Here is a 20589-nt window from a genome sequence, read left to right on the forward strand (position 1 = left end):
TGGACCGGACGCCGGAGCGTGTATCCGCCCCGCCGAAAGACCCGGATCGTGCCCGGCTTTCCGGTCCCGCGCGCGATTCCTGGCTCGCCCGCGAGATCGCGAACCTCTCGACGTCCTCCAGGCCCATCTGAAGACCGTGCCGTGATTGACACCAGCGACAGGCTCGCTGACGAGGCGCGCCGCCTGCGTTCGGTTCCCGGGATCGGCCCGACGCATGCCGACGTCCCGATCACCGGCCAGCCCGAACCGCGACAGCGCGGCAACCTCAAGATCGCGAGCCTTGCAGGGCTTGCCCCCATGCCAGTGACTCCGGCCTCCCTCGCGGGCTTCAGCGCCTCCCGCCATGGCCCAGTCATCAAGGCCTTCCGTGCCCGGCTCGAAGCCGGAGGATTGGCAGTATCCGGCTGTGGCGATACGGCTGGTAGGGTGCGTGATTTCATGCACCGGGGTTTGCTTGCTGGCGCTTGGACCGTTGGTGTCCCTCGGTTCAAGCCGATTCCAGTACGTTTCAACCGGATCTGTCACGTTCGTTGATCATCGCCGCAGGCACAACAATTCGTCAAACTCGTGCCACATTGGTCGTCAATTCGTTCCGTGACATGGCAGCTACGGAGCGGGTCGCGCAGAGCGACCGTCCATACAGGAATTGCGGTTGATGGAGTTCTTCGACACACTCAACGACTTCATTCGCACGCTGCGCGAGCCAGCGTTCTACCTGATTTGCGCAGTCTTCTCGGTGGTCCTTTACGTCGTCTTCCAGAAGAAGGACGAACTCGGTCGCAATGCGATCCAGAACACCGCCGCGACATTCATCGTGCATGTCATGAACATGGTGGCAAGCCTGTTTTTCCACGCCGAGATCAATGGGATTGCCCAGCGGACCTACCAGTCGCTGAATATCCCGACGCTTCCGGCCAATTTCTGGTCCGGCTCTGCGGTCTGGATCGGCTTCCTTCTCGTGATCCTGGGACGCGATTTCTGCGACTACTTCCTGCATCGCACGATGCATACCCGCTGGGGCTGGCCTGCCCATGCGGCGCACCACACCGACACGCATGTGAACGGCTTCACCACATTCCGGGTTCACTTCCTGGAAACCACGGCGATGCAGATCACCTATCTTTTCCTGCTGACCTGGATGCAGCTGCCGCAACTTATCCCGATCCTGGCCCTCTTGCGGCTGATACATAACTTCTACGTCCACCTCGATCTTGACTGGACGCATGGCCGCTTCAAGTACCTGATCGCCTCTCCTGCCTTCCACCGCTGGCACCATGCGGATGTGCCCGAAGCCCAGGGCAAGAACCTGGCCACCATGGTGCCACTTTTTGACGTGGTGTTCGGCACCTACTACGATCCGGGTCCCTGCCGTGCGCCGATGGGGGCTCGCGCCTCGGGTCTCAGCGACAAGAACCCGATCCTGATCTGGATCTATCCATTCCAGCAATGGGTGCGACTGTTGCGAGGTGTCGCGAAAAAGATCGCTCGCAGGCTGGACGCACGTCGGACCGCCAGCCAACTGGCGCTTCCGCCCGGCGAGTAGCACGCCTCAGCCCTTCTGCGCCATCGCCCAGGCGACCACCGGAAAGTCCGGGTCGTTGGTCAGGTCGTCGCCCGCGCGATACTCCGGCGGCCAGGGGGTTTCCAGATTGCGGGCGGCGGCGTGACGGTTGCCCCATTGGTGCGCCTGCACCCTGCCCTCGTCGAACCCGGCTTCGACCAGCAGGTTCGCCAGCCCCCGCGCCGACCAGCGGGAACAATCCACCGGGACGGCGTGATAGGGGATGAAGAACGGCACCGCGATCCAGAACCAGCCGCCGGGCCGCAGCATGCGCCAGACGTTGCGGGTGGCAGCGTGGGGGCGGTCGATATGTTCCCAGACCTGGTTGGCCAAGATCAGGTCGAACTTCAGCACCTTGCCGGCCTCGTCGCGGAAGGGGCCGGTGCAGGGATCGTGCTGCGGGTAGTGAAAGCTGCAATGGCGGCGGAACCCCATCTCCGCGCCCCATTTGCCGGAAATCTCGGCCACGTCCAGCCGGTCCGGGCCGAGACTGGCGATCCAGTCCCGGCTGTGCTTCTGCATCACGATCCGGTTCAAGGACCGCATCAGATGTGGAGCGCGCGTCCGTAGGCGTCGAGCACGGCTTCGTGCATCATCTCGGAGAGCGTCGGGTGCGGGAAGACCGTGTTCATCAGGTCCTCTTCCGTGGTTTCCAGCGTGCGGCCGACGACATAGCCCTGGATCAGTTCGGTCACTTCCGCGCCGATCATGTGGGCGCCCAGAAGCTCTCCCGTCTTCGCGTCGAAAACGGTTTTCACCATGCCCTCGGGTTCGCCGAGCGCGATGGCCTTGCCGTTGCCGATGAAGGGGAAGCGGCCGACCTTGACCTGATAGCCCGCGTCCTTGGCCTTCTGTTCGGTCAGGCCGACGCTTGCGACCTGCGGGTGGCAATAGGTGCAGCCCGCGATGGAGTTCGGCTTGATCGGATGCGGGTGTTTCCCGGCGATCAGTTCGGCGACCATGACCCCTTCGTGAGAGGCCTTGTGCGCCAGCCAGGGCGCACCGGCGATGTCGCCGATGGCATAAAGGCCCTCGACCCCGGTGCGGCAGAATTCGTCGGTCACCACATGGGTGCGGTCGATCTTCACGCCAAGCGCTTCCAGCCCGAGATTTTCCACGTTGCCGACGATGCCCACGGCAGAGATCACCGTGTCGAAATCCTGCGTGGTGGTCTTGCCGTCCTGCTCGATATGCGCGGTGACGCCCTGCCCCGGCTTGCGGTCCAGCTTCTTGACCGCGGCCTTCTCCAGGATCTTCATCCCCTGCTTGATGAAAGCCTTTTTCGCAAAGGCAGAGATTTCGGCGTCTTCGACCGGCAGGATGCGGTCCATCACCTCGACCACCGTGGTCTCGGCGCCGAGCGTGTTGAAGAAGGAAGCAAACTCAATGCCGATGGCGCCGGAGCCGATGACGAGAAGCTTCTTCGGCATCCGGGTCGCCACCAGCGCGTGCTTGTAGGACCAGACCAGATCGCCGTCCGCCTCCAGCCCCGGCAATTCGCGGGCCCGCGCGCCGGTCGCGAGGATGATCGACTTGGCGGTCAGCTCCTCGGTGCCCTTGTCGGTCTTGACCGAGACCATGCCCTGTTTCGGCAGCGTCGCCGCGCCCATGAAGACCGTGACCTTGTTCTTCTTCATCAGATGGCCGATGCCGCCCGACAGCTGCTTGGCGACGCCCCGCGACCGCGCCACCACGGCGGGCAGGTCATAACCGATGCCGTCCGCCTTCAGCCCGAAGTCCTTGGCGCGGTGCATCAGGTGGAAGACCTCGGCCGAGCGGAGGAGCGCCTTGGTCGGGATGCAGCCCCAGTTCAGGCAGATGCCGCCAAGATGCTCGCGTTCGACGATGGCGACCTTCAGGCCAAGCTGGCTGGCGCGGATGGCGGCGACATAGCCCCCCGGTCCGGCACCGATCACGATCACGTCGAAGCTTTGGGCAGCCATCTTTCCCTCCTCCAGAAAAAGTAGTTTGCCATTAAACTATCTGGAAACCCCAAGCAACGTTGGGGTTGCCGTAGGCCTATGCGCCGGGTGCATGGCTGTCCTTCATCGCCTTGACCAGCGCGGCGTAGCCACCCTGATCGAGATAGACCTGTTCCTGGGGCGTGGACTCCCGGCCGAGGGCCGCATTGCGTGTCGGGAAGCGGCCGTAGCGCAGGATCAGCGCCTGATGCGCGCGGGCATGCAGGAGGTTCTCGGGGTCGGACGGCAGCCGCTCGCCCAGCAGCTTGACGGCCAGCGCCTGATCCCCGGGGTCTTCGGAATGTTCGAAGGGCATGTAGAAGAACTGGCGTTCGGGCTCCGGGGCGTTCAGGTCCCAGCCTGCCTCCAGTGCCTTGCGGGCGGCGGCGCGGGCCAGCGGGTCGGTGGCGAAGGCCAGCGCGGTGCCGCGATGGATGTTGCGCGGGATCTGGTCGGTCAGGATCAGATAGGCGAGCGTGCCGACCGTGCCGTCCACCCAGTGCTCCAGCCCGCCGTCACGGGCGGCCTGCCAGAGTTCGGCGAAACGGTCGCGGCAGAGGCTGTCGATCTCCTCGCCTCCCTGATACCAGCCCTTCGGGCCAATTTCATGCAGCCAGAATTCCAGAACCTCGACCGGATCCGACATCGGCGCCTCCCCTGTTTCGGGGCAGCCTGACAGGCAAGCAGGCGAGGCGCAACCTCTAGCCTTTCGACAGCCCGGGCGAGGGGCCGAGGTCGGGCGCGCTTTCCAGCACGGCGACGGTGGCGAGCGTCGAGGCCGTGGGTGCCACGCCGCGGAAACCGCCGGTATGCGCCGGGGCGGCGCGCTGGCCCATCCGCCAAAGGGTGTAGCCGACCATCGCGGCGTAGAGGACGAACATGAAGAGGAAGAAGCCCCTGGTGCCGACGACGCCCATCAGCCAGCCCGTGACCAGGGGGCCGAAGATCGCGCCGAAGCCGTTCAGGAAGATCAGCCCGGCCGAGGCTGCGGCCATCTGGTCCTTGGACAGGAAGTCGTTGGTATAGGCGATCAAGAGCGAATACATCGGATAGGTGATCCCGCCCAAGGCTGCGGCCACGATCAGCAGCGCCCAGAACGGCAGGGCGAAGATCGTCGCCATCGCCAGCACCAGCGCGGCAATCACCGAGAGCCAGAGCATGATCTTGCGCCGGTCCATCCGGTCGGAGAGGTAGCCGACCGGGTATTGCAGCAAAAGCCCGCCGACATAGAGCGCCGAGGTGAAAAGCGCGATCTGCGTGACCGACAGATAGCTGAGCGTGCCCCAGACCGAGGCCATGCCGAACATCGCCGAGAAGACTCCACCGGAGATCAGCATGCCGACGCAGCCGAGGGGCGAGATGTCGAACAGTTCGCGGAAGCCGAGGCGGGTGGTGGAATCGAAGGTGGGCGCGGGGGTGTCGGCAAGGAGAAGCGGCAGGAAGGAGAGCGAGACGAGGACCGAGGGGATCAGGAACATGTCGTAGCCGAAGGGGTCTCCGGTGGCGAGCAGGGCCTGGCTGGCGACGACTCCCAGCATCTGCACGATCATGTAGAGCGAGAGCGCCTGGCCCCGGGTTTCATTGGTGGCGGTGTTGTTCAGCCAGCTTTCCGAGGTGATGTAGATCCCGGCAAAGCCGAAGCCGATGATCACCCGCATCAGCGCCCAGACCTGCCAGTCGACCAGCATCGGGTACAGCACCAGCACGGCCGAGATCAGCGAGGCGAGGGCGGCGAAGACGCGGACATGGCCGACGCGGCGGATCATGTCGGGGGCAAGGCGCGAGCCGATGAGGAAGCCCAGGAAATAGGCCGACATCACGACCGAAAGCTGCAGGGTGTTGAACTCCTCCAGCGTGCCGCGGATGCCAAGGAGCGAGCCCTGCACGCCGTTGCCGACCATCAGCAGCATGACTCCGGTGAGAAGCGGCCAGGAATGGAAGAGAACGCGCAGCATCGGGGGTCTTTCGTCAGAGGGGCAGGTTCAGGCGCGGGGCGAGCCAGAGCAGGAGGAAGTATAGCGCAATCGTCAGAAGGCAGCCCAGCCCGAGCGAGGGCCAGAACCCGGTGCCGTGGCGGAGAAGCCAGGGGACGAGCAGGAACATCGGCAAGGAGGGCAGGACGTACCAGAAGGTCGCCTCAAGGTGGCTGGCGATGCGGGGCCCGTCGCCGGTATCGCGCCAGAGCCAGATCACGCCCAGGATCGACACCAGCGGCAAGGACGCCACCAAGGCCGCAACGCCGGGGCTGCGGCGGGCGATCTCGGATATGGCGGCGATCAGGATGCCGGAGAGGATGGCCTTGAGCGCGAACCAGCTCATGTCGGCCGTTCCGGGATCAGGAGCGAGCTGTCGCCGTAGGAGAAGAAGCGGTAGCCGGTTGCGATGGCATGGGCGTAGATGCGGCGGATGCGGTCTTCGCCCATCAGCGCCGCCACCAGCATGACCAGTGTCGACTTCGGCAGGTGGAAGTTGGTCATCAGCGCGTCGGTCACGCGGAAGCGGTAGCCGGGGTAGATGAAGATCGCCGTCTCGCCTTCCCAGGGATGCAGGGTGCCGCCCACGTCCGCAGCGCTTTCGATCAGCCGCAGCGCGGTGGTGCCGACCGGGATCACCCGGCCCCCTGCCCGCTTCGTCGCGTTGATCTCATCGGCCGCCGCCGCCGTGACCCGGCCCCATTCGGCGTGCATCCTGTGGGTGGTCACGTCCTCGACCTTGACCGGCAGGAACGTGCCCGCGCCGACGTGAAGGGTGACTTCGGTGAACTCCACCCCCGTGGCGGCGAGCGCCTTCAGCAGATCTTCGTCGAAATGCAGGCTGGCGGTCGGAGCGGCAACGGCGCCGGAGTGGCGGGCGAAGACGGTCTGGTAGTCGGTGCGGTCCTGATCGTCGGCTGCGCGCTTGGCGGCGATATAGGGCGGCAAGGGCATCACCCCGGCCTCCGCCAGGGCGGCGTCGAAATCGGCGCCGGTGAGGTCGAAGGCGAGCGTCAGGTCGGTTTCCGACTTCCCGGCCACGGTGGCGGACAGCCGGTCGGAGAACCGGATCACCTCGGCCACCTGCACCTTGCGCAGGGGTTTGGCCAGTGCGCGCCAGCCGGTCGGACGAGGTTCGAGCAGGGTGATTTCCACCTTCGCCACCGCCTCGCCGCGCTGGCGGGTGCCGAACAGCCGCGCGGGAAGGACCCTGGTGTTGTTCAACACCAGCCGGTCGCCGGGCCGCAGGATGTCCAGCAGGTCGCTCACGCGTCGGTCGTCGATCCGGTCGCCCTCGGCCAGCAGCAGCCGCGCCGACGTGCGGGGCTTGGCCGGGCGGGTGGCGATCAGAGCCTCGGGCAGGTCGAAATCGAAATCGGACAGCTTCATCCGCCGCCCCCCTCGGCATCCTTCAGGTTCGGCGGGCGCTGGCGGAAAATCTCGCGGAACATGCCGGGCGTCAGCACCGACAGCGGGTTGACCGAGACATTCGGTTCATCCGCCGTTCCGGTCAGCCGGTAGTTGAAGCCGAACAAGCCTTCGCCCTTGCGTGTCAGGATCTGTCCCACCCCGTTCAACAGATAGATCGGCGAAATCACCCCCTGCAGGTCGATCCGGCCCGAGCCGTTGACGTAGAGCCCGGCGAAGGAAATGCCAAGCGAGGCGCCGACGGCCGAGCCCTGGGAAATCTCCACCGCCTTCGGGGTCAGGATGAACTTGACCTCGCCGTTGTTGAAGGCCAGCCCCTCGCCGTTCAACTGCTCCAGCAGGCCCACGACCGAGACCGCCGACAGAAGCTCGGCCAGGGCCGGCGCGCCTTGCACGCGCAGCCGGGTGAAGGTGGCGGTGCCGTTGTATTCGCCCTCTGGCCCGCGCGGGAACAGCGTCATGTCGAGGTTGCCGCCACGGCCCTTGTCGAAGATGCCTGCCGCCGCCATCACCGCGCCCGCGTTTTCCGAGGTGATGCGGACCGCGCTGCCGCCATCGGCGGGCGCGACGGTGCCCGCGATTTCCGCCTTGCCGTTGACCCCGGCGGCGAAACGGCCGTTGAACCCGCCCCGGCTGCCGAACTCGCCGCGGAAATCGGTCAACCGGATGCCGTCCGAGATGCGCAGCGCGTCGAGCCGGACCGAGATCGGCCCGCCGCCGCCCGGCCCGCCCTTGGTGTCGGGCATCTTGCGCATGTCGAGCGTGCCGCCGGTCAGCGCCACATCCATCCCGCCCTTGCCGGTCCCGGTCAGCGTGACAGGCGCATCCAGCCAGTCGCCCGCGACGACCCGGTCGAAGACGGCGGCATCGAGCCCGCCGCCGTCGCGCGTGGTGATCTTGCCATGCGCCTCCAGCCCCGGCGCCTTCAGCTCCAGCCGCTCCACCACCGGCTGGCGCGAGGAGAGCCGGGCCTCGATGTCGAGCGAGCCCTTGGTCTTCGCCGCCTTCGACCATCCCAGCGCATCGAGCCGCAGGGTCAGGCCCTTCAGCGTCGAGGTCAGCGTCAGCTGCGGGGGTTCATCCTTGACCAGCGCCACGTCGATGGCCGCCGGGCCTTCGCCCTTGACCGAGCCCGCGGGCAAGGCCACCCCGAAGTCGCGCAGCACCGCATCCGACAGCATCACCGTGCCGTTGACCCGCGCGCGGCCCTTCTGTTCCGGGCCGAAGCCTTGCAGGTAGGTCAGGTCGATCGGCATCTTGTCCAGCATCCCCTTGCCGGAGAGCTGCAAGCCGTCGGTATCGACCGCGACCTTGACCTCGGGCGCGGTCAGGATGCGGCCCGGCACCAGCGCGGGCGAGGTGAAGTCGCGGATGGTGCCCGCGACAGTGAAGCTCAACTCCTCGAAGGGGATCTTCGGCTTCATCGGCATCAGGATCGTCGCGGTCAGGTCGGCCCGCCCGTCGCCAAGGTTGTAGGGTTGCCCGGCCTTGGAGAAGAAGCTGAACGGCGGCTGGTCGAGAAGCGAAAGCGTGGCGGTCAGGCTGGCCGAGGTGACGAGGTCGACCTTGGCGGTCGCGGGCCGCTGGGTGATGTCGAGGATCTGGAACACGGTGCCGTCGGCCTCGATCCGCCCGCCTTCGGGCGCGATGACATGGCCCTGGTCGAGCGCGACGGTGTAGGTCTTGTTGTCCAGCGTGGCATGGCCCCGCCCGTTCAGGATCGGCGGCAGGGTGCGGACGAAGCGGACCTCGGTATCGGCGAATTCGTAGGACAGGTTGAACAGGGGCTGGCCACCCGGTTCCAGCCGCAGCGCGGCCTGCACGTCCGACAGCCTGCCCTGGCCCACGTTGTCGGCAAACCAGACCCGGGTTTTCGGCACGGCAGCGACGGGCCAGACCTTCAGCAGCCGCTCGGCGTCGATCTGGTTCAGCCGCACGTCCAGCGCCCCGCCCCAGCCCGCCGCCTCGGCCCCGACCTGGCCAGAGAGGAGCAGGCGCTCGTCGCCTTCGGTGAGGGCAAGCTGGCCGATGTCCAGCCGGAAAGGTGTCAGCCGCAGCCGCAGGTCAAGCGCGCCGGTCCCGAAGCGGATCGGTTCCTCGAACAGCCCCTCGGGGTCGACCATCACCTCCTGGAAGGCGATCTGCGCCAGGATGCTGGCGGGCAAGGCCCCGGGCGGCAGTGCGCCGCCATCTGTGCCAAGCAGGTCGCCATGACCCCTGGCCTTCAGCCGCAGCGAGGCGCTTTCGACCGAAAGATCGGCAAGCTCGATCCGGGCGGTCACGGGGTCGTAGGCCAGCGACATCGCGGCGCGGTCAAAGCCGATGGGCCGGGCGCCCTTGCCCGGTGCCAGGCTGCCCGCGCCCAGGCTGAGCCTGCCGGTCAGCCCCGCGAAGGTGCCGTCCTCACCCAGACGGGCCTCCAGCGCGCCGGAGATCGGGGCGTCGACGAAGCCGAGGAAAGCCAGGGGCGGGGCCATGGCGGCAAGGTCGGTGGCGGCGATGTTGTCGACCTTGGCGCTGAGATGCGCCGTCTGCGCGCCCTTGTCGGACACCACGGTCAGCACGGCCTGCGCCGGTTCCGCCCCGTCCAGCAGCGTCAGTCCGAGTTCGGCGGAAATCGCCGTCGCGCCGTTCTCGATGGCCAGCCTGCCGTCACCCACCTGCCAGGTCCGCCCGGCGCGGTCGTCGGTCATGACCAGCGTCAGTCCCTCGGCCTCGATCCGGGACAGCGAGGCGAGCGCGGGACTGGCAAACAGGGCCTCGACGGCGGTCAGCACTTCGGAAAAGCTTTTCGGCCCCGCGCCGCGCCCGTCGAACTCCAGGTCGATCCGGCCCGTCACGTCACGCCGGATCGCCAGCCGCGCGCCCGACAGGCGGATTTCAGAGGGGCGGACCTTGCCCGAGAGCAGCGCCCTGGGGTCGAAGGCCACCCGCGCCTCGGGCAGGGCCAGAAGCGACCGGCCATTGCCCGCGATCAGGCGGATGTCCTCGATGCGGAAGCGGGGGACGAAGTCGGTGTCGACCGCCAGTTCCACCCCGCCCAGCGAGACCGCCGTTCCCTTCGGCAAGCGCGTGCCCTCAAGGCCCGCGTTCACCCGCGCCTCGACCTCGGCCACGGTCCAGGTCGGCAGGCGCAGGGTCTTGCCGGTATAGGCGAGCGTCAGGTAGCCGAAGCCGAGGGCCAGCAGAACCAGGGTCAGGACCACGGTCAGGCTGATGCGCCCCCGGCCCCGGCGCGCCCGGCGCAACTCGGCCCGCGAGGGTGTGGACGGGATCGCGTCGGTCAGGATCAGCGGCTCGGGACGCCCCGGCGCGGCAACGGGGATATGCCCGTCTTCCATGCCCGCCGACTGGTCGTTCATCTAAGCCTGACGCCCCGCTGCAAATGTCGCCCCAACCCGGGGTGACGCGCGCTGTCCCTGCCTTTATCTTTGCGCGAAGGCAACCAGATGCATAGTCACAATGCGTCGCAAGGCAAGGAGCCGCCCATGATTTCCGAAGGCCAGATCGCCCCCGATTTCACCCTGCCCCGCGATGGTGGCGGCACTGTGACGCTGTCGGCGCTGCGGCCGAAGCCGGTCGTCCTGTTCGCCTATGGCCAGGACGGCAGCCCGACCTGCACCACGGCGGTCAAGGATTTCGACGCGCTTCTGCCAGAGTTCGAGGCGCTGGGGGTCGCGGTGCTGGGCCTGTCGAAGGACCCGGTCAAGTCGCACGACCGCTTTGCAGCGAAACAGGGCTTGGCGGTGCCGCTGCTGTCCGATCACGGCGGGCATCTGATGCAGGACTGGGGCCTTTTCGGCGAGAAGCTGTTCTTCGGCAAGCTGGTGCAGGGTGTGCTGCGCGCGACGCTGCTGATCGGGGGCGACGGCAGGGTGCTGAAGCGCTGGAAGGTGGACCGGGTGAAGGGCCATGCCGACGAGGTGCTGGCGGCAGTGAAAGCCTTGTGACATGTGGGCCAAATTCCTTCGAAGGAATTTGCAAAAGTCTTCGAAGACTTTTGGGGGACAGGACGGATGACGCAAAGCCTGGCGGAAATGGCGGTGGAAGTGCTGACCACTGCCGACGGTCGCGCCAAGACCGCGCTGGGGCGCGCCCATGCCGTCCGCTGGTTCGCCGCGCGCGAGGCCGGGACGCCCCTGCCCGTCGGACAAGCCGCGCCGCCCCCGCAACCCGCCCGCCCGGTGAAACCCGAGCTTCTGTCGCCGAAGGACGTGCCCCGCCGCCGCCCCGGCTCGCCCGAGGGGCGGATCGCGCTTCTCCACGCCGTCGCGCATATCGAACTCAACGCCGTCGACCTGCACTGGGACATCATCGCCCGCTTCGCCGACCAGCCGATGCCCCTGGGCTTCTACGACGACTGGGTCAAGGCCGCCGACGAGGAAGCCAAGCATTTCAACCTGATCTGCGATTGCCTGGAAGCGATGGGCAGCCACTACGGCGCCCTGCCCGCCCATGCCGGGATGTGGCGCGCGGCGGAGGACACCGCCCACGACCTGCACGGACGCCTTGCCGTGGTGCCGATGGTGCTGGAGGCGCGCGGCCTTGACGTGACGCCCGGCATGATCGACCTCTTCCGCAAGCATGGCGAGACCCAGGCGCTTGCGGCGCTGGAGGTGATCTATGCCGAGGAGGTTTCCCACGTCGCCTATGGCTCGAAATGGTTCAATTGGCTTTGCGGGCGCGACGGCACCGACCCGAAGGAGGTCTTCCACGCCCTTGTCCGCCGCTATTTCCACGGCAGCCTGAAACCACCCTTCAACGAGGAAAAGCGGGCCGACGCAGGCCTTCCGCCCGATTTCTACTGGCCACTGGCGCAAGACGCCTGATCGGCGGTTTATTGCCGATCAAATCCATGTCCCGCGCGGAAAAACCCTCCATGTGGTCAAAATTGTTGCGACCCTGAAACAGGGTGGATAATCAGGTCCGAACCCGGGGCCAGAGGCCTTGGGGCACTGCTGCAAAGCCACTGCCAAGGCTATGAACGGATGACCCCAACGTGCTGAATCGCCTCGCCTATCGGTTTCATCAAAGCCTGGAACGGCACTTCCCCGAACAGCGCCTGTTCCTGAAATCCGACACCGAGACCCGGTTCATCCGCCTCAGGCCCGCCACCCAGATCATCGCGCTTGTCGGCGGGACGCTGGCTTTGGCCTGGACCATCGTCGCCACCGCCTTGATCATGATGGACAGTATCGGCGCCGGATCGGCCCGCGAACAGTCGGCCCGCCAGCAGGCGCTGTACGAGGAACGGCTGAACGCTTTGTCCTCGGACCGCGACCTTCGGGCCGATGAAGCCGCCCGCGCGCAGGAACGCTTCAACATCGCGCTGACCCAGGTGTCCGAGATGCAGGAGCGGCTTCTCGCCTCGGAGGACCGGCGCCGCGAGCTGGAAACCGGGATCGAGGCGATCCAGGACACGCTGCGCTCCACGATCAAGGACCGCGACGCCGCCCGGGACGAGGCCGAGCGGGTAACGCTGGCGCTGAACAGCCAGTCCGGCGTCGCGACCGAGATGGGCCATGCGCAGGACACGCTCGCCACGCTGGAATTCCTGACCGGCGCCCTGGGGGATGCCGCCGAGGAACGGAACGAAGTCCTTGCCGAAGCCGACGAGGCCCGTGAGGAAGTCCGCCTGATCTCTGACGCCAAGGAAGCGATGGAGATGCGCAACGACGCGATCTTCACCAAGCTGGAAGAGGCGCTGACCGTTTCGGTCGAACCGCTGGACAAGATGTTCCGCGAAGCGGGCATGTCGCCCGACGACCTGATCGGTGCGGTGCGCGAGGGCTATTCCGGCCAGGGCGGGCCGCTGACCCCGATCTCCTTCTCGACCTCGGGCGCCGCGCCGTCGCCGGAGGAACTGCGGGCCAACGCAATCCTGTCGGGTCTCGACAAGATGAACATGTACCGCATCGCGGCCTTCCAGCTGCCCTTCGCGATGCCCGTCCATGACGCGATCCGCTACACCAGCGGTTTCGGCAACCGCAACGACCCGTTCAACGGCAGCTCGCGCCGCCACGAGGGGCAGGACATGGCCGGGGCCTATGGCACGCCGATCTTTGCCACCGCCGACGGCACCGTGACCTATGCCGGCTGGGAAAACGGCTATGGCCGCCTGATCAAGATCAAGCACGACTTCGGCATCGAGACCCGCTACGGCCACCTCTCGGGCATCCGGGTCGAAGTCGGACAAAGGGTATCGCGCGGCGACCGGATCGGTGATATGGGCAACTCTGGTCGGTCCACTGGCACGCACCTGCACTACGAAATCCGCCTCAGCGGGACCGCAATCAATCCGATGACCTTCATAAAGGCAGCGAAGAATGTTTTCTAAGAGCCGCATCAACGAGCCGGGCCCCAAGGCCGAGGCCGAGAAGCCCAAAGCCCCGGAGAGCCCGATGACCAAGCCCAGCATGGATTTCACCCCCACCGCGCCGAAGGGCAAGGCCGGGGCCTCGGTCCTGTCGTCCGACCTGACCGTGGTCGGCAACCTGCGCACCACCGGCGACATCCAGGTTGAGGGCACCGTTGAGGGCGACATCCGCGCGCATCTGCTGACCGTCGGCGAAAGCGCCACCATCCGGGGCGAGATCGTGGCCGACGACATCGTCGTCAACGGCCGGGTGATCGGCCGGGTGCGCGGCCTGAAGGTCCGCCTGACCTCGACCGCCCGGGTTGAGGGCGACATCATCCACAAGACCATCGCCATCGAATCGGGTGCGCATTTCGAAGGCTCGGTGCAGCGCCAGGAAGACCCGCTGGCCAATGGCCGCCCGGCCGGGACGGTGCGGCTGGACACCCCGGCTGCCGCCAGCGACGCCGAGTAATCCCGTCCGATCATGACGCTTTTGCGGGCATCGGAGGGCACTCCGGTGCCCGTTTCCTTCTGTGCCGGGCCGGACCGGCGGATCATCCTCTGGGCCGCGATCCTGGCCTCGTCGATGGGGTTCATCGACTCCTCCGTCACCTCGATCGCCACCCCCGCCATGCGCGAGGCGCTGGGGGCAACGCTGCAGGAAGCGCAGTGGATCAACGCGGCCTATCTTCTGTCGCTCTCCTCGCTGGTGCTGGTGGGGGGCGCGATGGGCGACCGCTTCGGCATCGCGCGCATCTTCTCGCTGGGGATCCTGGTCTTTGTCGGCGGGTCGCTGGCCTGTGCGGCAGCGCTGACGCCCGAGCAGATGATCGCCGCCCGCGCGGTCAAGGGGGTGGGCGCGGCGCTGATGGTGCCGGGGTCGATGGCGATGGTCTCGCGCGCCTATCCGCGGGCGGAACGGGGCCGGGCGCTCGGGCTCTGGGCGGCGGCGTCCACGCTGACCACGGCGCTGGGGCCGGTGCTGGGCGGCATGTTCGTCACCTGGGGCGGCGAGATCGGCTGGCGGCTGGTCTTCGCGCTGAACCTGCCGCTGGGCCTTGCCGCGCTGTGGCTGATCCGGGGCCGGACGCCGGGTGACGTGGGCAAGCCCGGCGTCCGGGTGGACCTTGTCGGCGGGCTGCTGGCGACATTGGGGCTCGGGATGGTGGCCTGGGCGCTGACCGAGGCGACGGCCCCGGCCTGGGTTGCCCCGGCGGCCCTTGCCAGCCTGGCGGCCTTCCTCGCCTGGGAGGCCGTGGCCCCTGCCCCGATGCTGCGGCTGGCGATGTTCCGCAACCGGACGATGGCGGTGACGAACCTTGTGACCTTCGTCCTCTACTTCGCGCTGAACGGGGTGATGTTCTACCTGCCGATGACCGCCGTCTCGGCCTGGAAGGTCACGCCACTGGAGGTGACGGCGGCCTTCCTGCCGATCTCCGTCCTCATCGGCATCCTCTCCGCCCCCGCCGGGCGGCTGGCCGACCGCTGGGGCGCGGGGCCCTTGATGGCTGCAGGGTCCACCCTTGTCGCCTGCGCCTATGCCGGGCTGTCGCTGGCCGCGCCCCACGGTCATTTCTGGGTCAATGTCGTGCCGCTGACCGCATTGGCCGGGCTGGGGCTGGGGCTGGTGGTTGCGCCCTTGACGGCGGCGGCGATGCAGGGGGCGGAGGACGGCGAACAGGGCGCGGCCTCGGGCATCAACAACGCGGTGGCGCGGGTGGCAGGGCTGATCGCCATCGCCCTGCAGGGCCGGATCGCGGCGGCGGCCTATGGCGCCGGCCTGCCCGGCTTCGGCGTCACCGGCGACACGCCCGCGCATCTGGCCGCGACGGGGGCCGCCTTCGGGGCGGTCGCGCTGACGGCCAGCCTGATGGCCGGATTGGCGGCCCTGCTGGCGCTCTTCGTGTCGCGTCCCGTCAGGTGATCGCGCGGCGATAGAGGTGCCAGGTCGCGTGGCCGAACAAGGGCAGCACCAGGAAGAGGCCCAGGAACCCCGGCAGCATGCCCAGGAACAGGCAGACCGCGATCAGCGCGCCCCAGCCCAGCATAACCACCGGGTTTTCCCGCACCAGCGCGAAACTGGTCAGCATGGCGGTCACGAAATCGACCTCGCGGTCCAGGAGCATCGGCAGGCTGACCACGGTCAGGCAGAAGAGCAGCGTCGCGAAAGCCGCCCCCACCGCCGTGCCGAACGCCAGCATCGCCAGCCCCTCGGGCGACAGGAACACCGCCAGCGAGGATGACACGTTGGTCATCACCGCATTGCCGAGGAAGAGGGCGAAGATCATGTGCGACAGGAAGTTCCAGAACAGGAAATAGACCACGATCACCGCCGCGATGGCCGGGATCTGGCGGTCCTTCTGGCGGAAGATCACTCCGAAGATCTCGGAGGCGACCAAAGGCTCCCCCGCCTCCAGCCGCCGGGAAATCTCGTAGAAGCCGCAGGCGATGAAGGGGCCGAGGATCGGGAACCCGGCGCTGGCGGGCAGCGTCCACCAGACCTGCCCCTTCGCCGTCATCGCCCAGGTGATCAGCCAGCCCCCCAGCACATAGACCGCCGAGAAGATGGCGCCGAGAAGCGGTGCGCGGCGGAAATCCTGCCATCCGGCTGCAAGACTGGCGCGCAGGTCGGAGGCATCGACTTCGTTGATTTCGGGGACGGCGGGGGGATGTGTGACGCTCATGCCCGAAGCTTAAGCGTGGCACAATGCCGCAGGCAAGGGGTTTGCGGGCAAGGCCTTGGGATACCCGCCCCGGACCTGATCCGGGGCCTCCCTTCCCCACCCGAGGCCCCGGATCAGGTCCGGGACGCGAAGCTCAGTCGACGTCCGCGATCTCGCCGCGTTTCTTGCCGCTGGCGTTCAAGGCCAGCGTCGCCGACATGAACCCGTCCAGATCGCCGTCCAGCGTGCCCTGCGTGTCCGAGGTTTCATGCCCGGTGCGCAGGTCTTTCACCATCTGGTAGGGCTGCAGCACATAGGACCGGATTTGGTTGCCCCAGCCCGCATCGCCCTTGTTCTCGTGCGCCTCGTTGATCGCGGCGTTCCGCTTGTCCAGTTCCTGCTGGTAGAGGCGGCTTTTCAGCGCCTTCATCGCGATGTCGCGGTTCTGGTGCTGCGATTTCAGCGAGGAGGTGACGACGATCCCGGAGGGGAAGTGGGTGATCCGCACGGCGGAGTCGGTCTTGTTGACGTGCTGGCCGCCCGCGCCCGAGGAGCGGTAGGTGTCGATGCGGATGTCCTTGTCCTGCACGTCGATCTCGATGTTGTCATCGACCACCGGATAGACCCAGACCGAGCAGAAGCTGGTATGCCGCCGCGCCGCCGAGTCATAGGGCGAAATCCGCACCAGCCGGTGCACGCCCGCCTCGGTTTTCAGCCAGCCGTAGGCATTCTTGCCGGAAATCTTGTAGGAGGCCGACTTGATCCCCGCGCCGTCGCCTTCGGATTCCGACTGCAGCTCCACCGTGAAGCCGCGCTTTTCGGCCCAGCGGACATACATCCGCGCCAGCATCGAGGCCCAGTCGCAGCTTTCGGTGCCGCCGGCACCTGCGTTGATTTCGAGGAAGGTGTCGTTGCCGTCGGCCTCGCCGTCCAGCAGCGCCTCCAGCTCTTTCTCGGCAGCGACCTTGACCAGATCGGAGAGCGCGCGCTCGGCCTCGGTGACGATCTCGGTATCGCCCTCCATCTCGCCCAACTCGATCAGCTCGACATTGTCCTTCAGCCCGCCGGAAATCAGTTTGTAGCCCGCAACCGCATCCATCAGCCCCTGACGGTCGCGCATCAGCTTCTGCGCCTTGGCAGGGTCGTTCCACAGGTCCGGGGATTCGATCATCGCATCGAATTCCTCCAGCCGGTGCGGAGCGGTTTCCCAGTCCATCCGCTGCGCCAGGAGCTTCAGGGTCTTTTCGATGGCTTCGACATTGCCTTGGGTTTCGGCGCGCATGGGTCGGTCCTGATGGGTTCTCGCGGGCGGTCATAAAGCGAAGGCCGCGCCCCGGCAAGGGTGCGGGCTTCGGCCTGTCGCTGGTTCAGTAAAGCCCGCCCGAAGAGACGGTGCCGAAGTCGGCCTTCTTCGGCACGACCACGGTTTCGCCTTGCGAGTTGGTGACGGTCTTGCCCTGGTCGCCCCCCTCGCCCTCGCCCTCGCCATAGGCGAAGAGCGGCAGGTTTTCCCCCATCGCGAAACCGCCGTCGACGACAAGGCCCAGGCCGATCAGCGCATCCTCGCCCTCGCGGAAGTATTCGGCCACCACGTTGTCGCCCGTCGCCCCGTCGGGAAGCGGCTGGCCGGTGAAACGGTCGATGTTGCGGAAATAGCCGCCGGGGGGGACCTTGAACGCGCCCCCGCCGTATTTCTTGATCGCGTCCTCCATGAAATCCTGGAAGACCGGCACGCAAAGGGTGCCGCCGAAAGCGCTTTCCCCCAGCGTCTTCGGCTGGTCGTAGCCGATGTAGCAGCCCGCCACGATGTTCGAGGAATAGCCGATGAACCAGACGTCCTTGGCATCGTTCGTGGTCCCGGTCTTGCCCGCGATCGGGACCGGCAGGCGCAACCGGCTGGCCGAGCCGCGCTTGACCACGCCTTCCATCATGCTGGTCAGCTGGTAGGCGGTGATCGCGTTCATCACCCGCTCGCGGTTGGTGTCGATCTTCACCCCCTGCCCGGTCTGAAGCTCGGGCTGGGCGCAATCCTCGCAGACGCGCTGGTCGTGGCGGTAGATCGTCTTGCCGAAGCGGTCCTGCACCCGGTCGACGAGCGTCGGTTCCACCCGCTCGCCCCCGTTGGCGAACATGGCGTAGGCGGCGACCATCTTGAAGAGCGTCGTCTCCTGCGCGCCGAGCGCGTTGGCCAGGAACGGCCCCATCCGGTCATAGACCCCGAAGCGCTCGGCATAGCCCGCCACGGTCTGCATCCCGATTTCCTGCGCGATCCGCACGGTCATCAGGTTGCGCGACTGCTCGATCCCGGTGCGCAAGGGCGTCGGGCCGTAGAACTTGTTCGAGGCGTTCTTCGGGGTCCAGAGCCCCTGCGGCGTCTCGATCTCGATCGGGGCATCGACGACGATGGTCGCGGGGGTGAAGCCGCTGTCCAGCGCTGCGGCATAGACGAAGGGCTTGAAGCTCGACCCCGGCTGGCGGGTCGCCTGGGTGGTGCGGTTGAAGACCGAGTCCTGGTAGCTGAACCCGCCCTGCATCGCCAGCACGCGGCCGGTGTTCACGTCCATCGCCATGAAGGCGCCCTGCACTTCCGGCACCTGGCGCAGCGACCAGCGCTTGAAGGTGCCATCGTCATTGGTGACCGCGCGCACCAGAACCACGTCGCCCACCGAGACGAGGTCGCCCGCCACCTTGGCCTTCTTGCCAAGCTTGCCGTCCGCCTGCCGCTTCCTGGCCCAGGTCACGTCCTCGGCCGGGATGAAATGGCCGTCCCCGTCATCCGCCACGCCCTCGATGCCGATGCGGGCGTCGCTTTCGCCGACCTCCAGCACCACCGCCGGGAACCAGCTTTCCACGTCGCGCGGCACCTCGACTTCCGCCAGCGCCGCGCGCCAGGCCTGTTCCGAGACCAGAGCCTCGGCGGGAAGCGTCTTGCCCGTCCCGCGCCAGACGCCCGCGTTGCGGTCGTACTGCTCCAGCCCCTTGCGCAGCGCCTCGGCGGCGGCTTTCTGCAGATCGGGGTCCACCGTCGCGCGGATGGTCAGGCCGCCCGAGAAGAACTCCTCCTCGCCGAAGGTGCCCGACAGCTGGCGGCGAATCTCGTCGGTGAAATAGTCGCGCGGCGGCAGCGAATCCCGGAAGGCCTCGAAATCGCCGTTCTGCACCGAGCGCAGCGGCATGTCCTTCTCGGACAGGTAGGTCGCCTCGTCGATATAGCCGTTCTGCCACATCTCGCGCAGGACATAGTTCCGCCGTTCCGTCACCCGTTCCTTGTTCGTCACCGGGTCGTACTTGCCCGGCGCCTGCGGCATGGCGGCCAGCATCGCCGCCTCGTGCGGGGCAAGGTCCGACAGGGGCTTGTTGAAATAGGTCTGCGCCGCCGCAGCCACCCCGTAGGAGTTCTTGCCGAGGAAGATCTCGTTCAGATACAGTTCCAGGATCTTGTCCTTGGACAGCGACTGTTCCAGCCGTGTCGCCAGGATGATCTCCTTGATCTTGCGCTCGATCGACCGGCTGCCGTCCAGCAGGAAGTTCTTCATCACCTGCTGGGTGATGGTCGAGGCGCCGCGCATGCTTTCGCCGCGGCTTTTCACCGCCTCGATCAGGGCCGCCACCATGCCGCGCGTATCATAGCCGTGATGGTGGTAGAAGTTCTTGTCCTCGGCGCTGATGAAGGCCTCCTTCACCAGGTCGGGAATATCCTCGGACGCGACGAACAACCGCCGCTCCTGGGCGAATTCGTCGATGATCCGCCCCTCGCCGTTGTAGATCCGGCTGATCGTCGCGGGGGTGTATTGCGCCAGGTTCTCGTGGCTGGGAAGATCGCGGGAATACATGTAGAAGATGCCGCCCAGCGTCAGGGCGGCGAAGATCAGCCCCAGCGTCAAAGCCGAGAAGAGGCCCCCCAGAACGTTTCCGACAAACCTCAGCACCCGACGCCCCTTCCGTTGAAGCCCCCGCAGTATACCAGACGCGCCCTCGCGTCAAAACCTTGGCCGATCACGACTTCCTGTTCCGGCGGGGTTTCGCGGTCAGGGGGCCGCCGCCGCGCGCAGCGCCGCATCTTCCCCCGACCAGATCGCCAGCGCCTGCACCAGCGCCCCGGCCAGCTTCGCCCGCCACTCCGGGTCGGCCAGCCGCTTGAAGTCCCGGTCAGAGGACAGGAACCCCACTTCCAGAAGCACCGACGGAATGTCAGGGGATTTCAGCACCGAAAATCCCCCTGACTGGTGCGGGTGGCGGTGCATCCTGATCTTGGCCGCCTTGATCGCGGTCACGATGGCATCGGCCAGACGCTCGGCGCGCGGCTGGGTTTCGGTGCGCGCCATGTCCATCAGCACCTCCGCCACCACATCGTCCTGATCGCTCAGGTCCACCCCGGCCAGCAGGTCATCGCGATCATGCCGTTCCGCCAGCGCCTCGGAGGCTTCGTCCGACGCCTCCGCCGCCAGGGTATAGACCGTCGCCCCCTGCGCATCGCCTTCCGCCAGGGTGTCGGCGTGCAGCGCCACGAACACATCGGCCTGCGCCTCTCGCGCGATGGAGGTGCGGGTTTCCAGCGGCACGAAGACATCCTCGTCGCGGGTCAGCACCACCTTGAAGCGCCCGTCGCGGACCAGCGCCTCTTTCAACTCGCGCGCGAAGGTCA

The 20589-nt window shown here is 67.0% G+C and carries 17 protein-coding genes; 6 read left to right on the top strand and 11 right to left on the bottom strand.

Annotated features, from left to right (window positions below; all coding sequences use genetic code 11):
• Window positions 1-655: 655 nt before the first annotated feature.
• On the top strand, window positions 656-1543 hold the full coding sequence (locus ACE3P6_RS18855) for a sterol desaturase family protein (RefSeq protein ID WP_374397982.1): 888 nt from the start codon (window positions 656-658) through the stop codon (window positions 1541-1543).
• A 6-nt stretch (window positions 1544-1549) separates the two neighbouring features.
• Here ACE3P6_RS18855 and ACE3P6_RS18860 read toward each other — a convergent pair whose 3' ends face one another.
• The 7 genes from ACE3P6_RS18860 to ACE3P6_RS18890 all read right to left on the bottom strand — a co-directional run bounded on the left by ACE3P6_RS18860 (window position 1550) and on the right by ACE3P6_RS18890 (window position 10285).
• Window positions 1550-2107 (bottom strand): methyltransferase domain-containing protein, encoded by a 558-nt coding sequence (locus tag ACE3P6_RS18860; RefSeq protein ID WP_374397983.1) that lies wholly within the window; start codon window positions 2105-2107, stop codon window positions 1550-1552.
• Window positions 2107-3504 carry a dihydrolipoyl dehydrogenase gene (gene lpdA / locus ACE3P6_RS18865; protein WP_374397984.1) on the bottom strand — a complete coding sequence of 466 codons (1398 nt, stop codon included), beginning with the start codon at window positions 3502-3504 and terminating at the stop codon, window positions 2107-2109. Before lpdA ends, ACE3P6_RS18860 begins: the two co-directional genes overlap by 1 nt.
• A gap of 76 nt (window positions 3505-3580) precedes the next feature.
• Complete coding sequence (locus ACE3P6_RS18870; RefSeq protein WP_374397985.1) at window positions 3581-4168, bottom strand: DUF924 family protein; 588 nt, start codon at window positions 4166-4168, stop codon at window positions 3581-3583.
• A 55-nt stretch (window positions 4169-4223) separates the two neighbouring features.
• Window positions 4224-5477, bottom strand: coding sequence for an MFS transporter (locus tag ACE3P6_RS18875; RefSeq protein WP_374397986.1), 1254 nt, complete (start codon window positions 5475-5477; stop codon window positions 4224-4226).
• A 13-nt stretch (window positions 5478-5490) separates the two neighbouring features.
• Window positions 5491-5841 (bottom strand): DUF3147 family protein, encoded by a 351-nt coding sequence (locus ACE3P6_RS18880; RefSeq protein WP_374397987.1) that lies wholly within the window; start codon window positions 5839-5841, stop codon window positions 5491-5493.
• On the bottom strand, window positions 5838-6884 hold the full coding sequence (gene queA, locus ACE3P6_RS18885) for a tRNA preQ1(34) S-adenosylmethionine ribosyltransferase-isomerase QueA (RefSeq protein ID WP_374397988.1): 1047 nt from the start codon (window positions 6882-6884) through the stop codon (window positions 5838-5840). Before queA ends, ACE3P6_RS18880 begins: the two co-directional genes overlap by 4 nt.
• The gene (locus ACE3P6_RS18890; protein ID WP_374397989.1) at window positions 6881-10285 is read right to left on the bottom strand and encodes a hypothetical protein; all 3405 of its coding nucleotides are present in this window, start codon (window positions 10283-10285) and stop codon (window positions 6881-6883) included. Before ACE3P6_RS18890 ends, queA begins: the two co-directional genes overlap by 4 nt.
• Before the next feature lie 126 nt (window positions 10286-10411).
• Here ACE3P6_RS18890 and ACE3P6_RS18895 point away from each other — a divergent pair, with 126 nt between their 5' ends.
• From ACE3P6_RS18895 to ACE3P6_RS18915, 5 genes are all read left to right on the top strand, one after another.
• Window positions 10412-10873: a peroxiredoxin gene (locus tag ACE3P6_RS18895; RefSeq protein WP_374397990.1), complete on the top strand. Its 462-nt coding sequence runs from the start codon at window positions 10412-10414 to the stop codon at window positions 10871-10873.
• Window positions 10874-10939: 66 nt separating this feature from the next.
• Complete coding sequence (locus tag ACE3P6_RS18900; protein ID WP_374397991.1) at window positions 10940-11752, top strand: ferritin-like domain-containing protein; 813 nt, start codon at window positions 10940-10942, stop codon at window positions 11750-11752.
• A 170-nt stretch (window positions 11753-11922) separates the two neighbouring features.
• A complete protein-coding gene (locus tag ACE3P6_RS18905) occupies window positions 11923-13260 on the top strand; it encodes a DUF5930 domain-containing protein (protein ID WP_374397992.1) in 1338 nt (445 codons plus the stop codon).
• Entirely contained in the window at window positions 13250-13753 is a 504-nt protein-coding gene (locus ACE3P6_RS18910) for a polymer-forming cytoskeletal protein (RefSeq protein WP_374376994.1), read from the top strand. Before ACE3P6_RS18905 ends, ACE3P6_RS18910 begins: the two co-directional genes overlap by 11 nt.
• Window positions 13754-13798: 45 nt before the next feature.
• Window positions 13799-15205, top strand: coding sequence for an MFS transporter (locus tag ACE3P6_RS18915; RefSeq protein ID WP_374397993.1), 1407 nt, complete (start codon window positions 13799-13801; stop codon window positions 15203-15205).
• Here the strand turns inward: ACE3P6_RS18915 and ACE3P6_RS18920 are convergent.
• The 4 genes from ACE3P6_RS18920 to ACE3P6_RS18935 all read right to left on the bottom strand — a co-directional run.
• A complete protein-coding gene (locus ACE3P6_RS18920; protein WP_374397994.1) occupies window positions 15198-15965 on the bottom strand; it encodes a DUF2189 domain-containing protein in 768 nt (255 codons plus the stop codon). The genes ACE3P6_RS18915 and ACE3P6_RS18920 overlap by 8 nt on opposite strands.
• A 133-nt stretch (window positions 15966-16098) precedes the next feature.
• A complete protein-coding gene (gene prfB, locus ACE3P6_RS18925) occupies window positions 16099-17226 on the bottom strand; it encodes a peptide chain release factor 2 (RefSeq protein WP_374397995.1) in 1128 nt (375 codons plus the stop codon).
• A gap of 85 nt (window positions 17227-17311) precedes the next feature.
• Entirely contained in the window at window positions 17312-19873 is a 2562-nt protein-coding gene (locus ACE3P6_RS18930) for a penicillin-binding protein 1A (protein ID WP_374397996.1), read from the bottom strand.
• Window positions 19874-19972: 99 nt separating this feature from the next.
• Window positions 19973-20589 (bottom strand): N-acetylmuramoyl-L-alanine amidase (locus tag ACE3P6_RS18935; protein WP_374397997.1); only part of this gene is annotated, 617 nt, incomplete at its 5' end.

Origin of the sequence: Tabrizicola sp. (assembly GCF_041911175.1) — a bacterium.
Classification (GTDB): domain Bacteria; phylum Pseudomonadota; class Alphaproteobacteria; order Rhodobacterales; family Rhodobacteraceae; genus Tabrizicola.

Bases quoted from the DNA above. Each gene is read 5' to 3' on its own strand.
- ACE3P6_RS18855 (WP_374397982.1), top strand. From the start codon at position 656: ATGGAGTTCTTCGACACACTCAACGACTTCATTCGCACGCTGCGCGAG.
- ACE3P6_RS18860 (WP_374397983.1), bottom strand. From the start codon at position 2,107: ATGCGGTCCTTGAACCGGATCGTGATGCAGAAGCACAGCCGGGACTGG.
- lpdA (WP_374397984.1), bottom strand. From the start codon at position 3,504: ATGGCTGCCCAAAGCTTCGACGTGATCGTGATCGGTGCCGGACCGGGG.
- ACE3P6_RS18870 (WP_374397985.1), bottom strand. From the start codon at position 4,168: ATGTCGGATCCGGTCGAGGTTCTGGAATTCTGGCTGCATGAAATTGGC.
- ACE3P6_RS18875 (WP_374397986.1), bottom strand. From the start codon at position 5,477: ATGCTGCGCGTTCTCTTCCATTCCTGGCCGCTTCTCACCGGAGTCATG.
- ACE3P6_RS18880 (WP_374397987.1), bottom strand. From the start codon at position 5,841: ATGAGCTGGTTCGCGCTCAAGGCCATCCTCTCCGGCATCCTGATCGCC.
- queA (WP_374397988.1), bottom strand. From the start codon at position 6,884: ATGAAGCTGTCCGATTTCGATTTCGACCTGCCCGAGGCTCTGATCGCC.
- ACE3P6_RS18890 (WP_374397989.1), bottom strand. From the start codon at position 10,285: ATGAACGACCAGTCGGCGGGCATGGAAGACGGGCATATCCCCGTTGCC.
- ACE3P6_RS18895 (WP_374397990.1), top strand. From the start codon at position 10,412: ATGATTTCCGAAGGCCAGATCGCCCCCGATTTCACCCTGCCCCGCGAT.
- ACE3P6_RS18900 (WP_374397991.1), top strand. From the start codon at position 10,940: ATGACGCAAAGCCTGGCGGAAATGGCGGTGGAAGTGCTGACCACTGCC.
- ACE3P6_RS18910 (WP_374376994.1), top strand. From the start codon at position 13,250: ATGTTTTCTAAGAGCCGCATCAACGAGCCGGGCCCCAAGGCCGAGGCC.
- ACE3P6_RS18920 (WP_374397994.1), bottom strand. From the start codon at position 15,965: ATGAGCGTCACACATCCCCCCGCCGTCCCCGAAATCAACGAAGTCGAT.
- prfB (WP_374397995.1), bottom strand. From the start codon at position 17,226: ATGCGCGCCGAAACCCAAGGCAATGTCGAAGCCATCGAAAAGACCCTG.